Below are 1,631 nucleotides of genomic sequence, written 5' to 3'. Positions count from 1 at the left end.
GATGATCGGCTACGCGCTGGGCGCCGGGCTGCAGCTGAGCCCGGCGGGGCAAGTCATGCTGGCGCTGACGACCGCGGGCATCGGGCTGGCGTTGTTCTTCATCAGCGACAACAAGATCCAGGCGGTGGTGGCCGCCGGCTGCACGCTGCTCGCGCTCGGCGCGATCGGGTCCGTGTCGCTGCTCGCGGGGCTGCCGATGGTCACCGTGTGCGGAATCCTGCTCGTGCTCGGCTTGTTCGCGCTCGGGCTGGCGCCGCAGCTCGCGGTGAGCCAGTCCTCGCTGGTGCGGCTGGCCCGCGCGCACGAGGACGGCAATTCCCCCGCGCGGGGCCAGATCACCGAGTCGGTGCACCACGGTCACCGGATCCTCGTCGGCCTGGTGGCCGGGGTCGCGGTAGTGCTCAGCGTCGTGGAGTTCGGCCTGGCGACCACCGGTGAGCCGCTGGCGGTGGTGCTGGCGTTCCTGGCCGCGGCCGCCTTCGCACTGCGCGCGCGGTTGTTCTCCCGTGCGGCGCACGTGCTGCCGCTTCTGCTGGCGGCGGTGTTCGGGGTCGTGGTCACCGCGCTGGGCATCACGATCAACCTGCCCGCGGTCGGCCCGTGGGTGGCGCTGGGCATCCTCGTCGTGCTGACCGCGGTCCTGCTAGTCGCCGCCCGCACGAGCCTCGACGACGTGACCGCGGCCCGGATGCGCCGCGTGCTCAACGTCCTCGACACGCTCGCGGTCGTCGCCATCCCGCCGCTGGCGTTCGTGGCCGCCGGCGGCATCACCTGGGTGCAGAGCCTGATCTGAGGCGGAACGCGAGAACGGACCCCGCGGCGAAACCGTCGCGGGGTCCGTTTTCGTTGTGCCTATTGGGTTTTCGCGGCGGCGCGCGACCGGTCAGCTGCCGAGGGCCTTGCGGACCTGACCGCGCATCGAACCGACCGCGTCGGTCGTGCCCGTGATCATCGACTTGATCTGCTCAATCCCGCCGCTGACCTGCTGCGCACCGGAATTGAACTGACCCATGATCCCCTGGTACTGGCCGGACTCGTCGCCCTCCCAGTTGGCCGTGGTCTGGTTCATGTCCCCGCGCATCTTGTCCATCAGCGCCTGCATCTCGCCCAGCACGCCCTGCACGGCCTGGGCGGCCTCCTGCCCGGCCGATTCGTCGTACCCGAACACGCCACTGGTCATCGCATCTCCCTCGAGGTCTGCTCCGGTCGGTCGCGTACGCCGGTCAGAAGTTGAACTTCGCCGGGTCCATACCGGCGGCCTGGCTCTTGATCTGGGAAGCCTGGTCCTGCTCCCCGGTCTGGTAGGACTGCCCGGCCTGGGCGACCTTGCCCTGCAGCGCCCGGGCAGCAGTGGCGCACTGCTTGGCGCCCTGGGTGATCTGCTCCTTCGGCTGCTGGAACGCCGTCGCGCCCTGGCCCTTCCAGTGCGGCATGAGTTCCTCCAGCGCCGAGGACAGCCGCTGCGCGAGCTGTTCGAGCTGCGCGGCGTCGTCGTCGAGCTTGCTCGCGGCCTGCCCGACGGCGTTGTTGGTTACCGAAAACTTGGTGCTCATCTGGAGAACCCATCCTTTCCTGGACGCACGAGCGGCTTACGCATCCGAGCCCGCGACGGCCGCGGCATCGGCCACCGG

3 protein-coding genes are annotated in these 1,631 nt (G+C 70.1%); 1 reads left to right on the top strand and 2 read right to left on the bottom strand.

Features of this window, described 5'->3' with window-relative positions; translation table 11 throughout:
• Nucleotides 1-793 (top strand): hypothetical protein (locus IJH84_RS09610; protein ID WP_295142871.1); only part of this gene is annotated, 793 nt, incomplete at its 5' end.
• 90 nt (nt 794-883) lie between these two features.
• On the opposite strand, the gene IJH84_RS09605 is transcribed toward IJH84_RS09610, so the two are convergent.
• Both IJH84_RS09605 and IJH84_RS09600 read right to left on the bottom strand, forming a co-directional pair.
• Nucleotides 884-1,180, bottom strand: coding sequence for a WXG100 family type VII secretion target (locus IJH84_RS09605; RefSeq protein WP_200071743.1), 297 nt, complete (start codon nt 1,178-1,180; stop codon nt 884-886).
• A gap of 43 nt (nt 1,181-1,223) precedes the next feature.
• Nucleotides 1,224-1,553, bottom strand: a complete 330-nt coding sequence (locus tag IJH84_RS09600) for a WXG100 family type VII secretion target (protein ID WP_200071744.1) — start codon at nt 1,551-1,553, stop codon at nt 1,224-1,226.
• Between the last annotated feature and the right edge of the window lie 78 nt (nt 1,554-1,631).

Source organism: Saccharopolyspora sp. (genome assembly GCF_017434145.1).
Classification (GTDB): domain Bacteria; phylum Actinomycetota; class Actinomycetes; order Mycobacteriales; family Pseudonocardiaceae; genus Saccharopolyspora_C; species Saccharopolyspora_C galaxeae.
The sequence above is the reverse complement of the archived record's forward strand: the minus strand, read 5'-3'. Positions and strand labels throughout refer to the sequence as shown.

Excerpts from the sequence above, each read along its gene's own strand:
- IJH84_RS09600 (WP_200071744.1), bottom strand. The coding sequence starts at position 1,553 with ATGAGCACCAAGTTTTCGGTAACCAACAACGCCGTCGGGCAGGCCGCG.
- IJH84_RS09605 (WP_200071743.1), bottom strand. The coding sequence starts at position 1,180 with ATGACCAGTGGCGTGTTCGGGTACGACGAATCGGCCGGGCAGGAGGCC.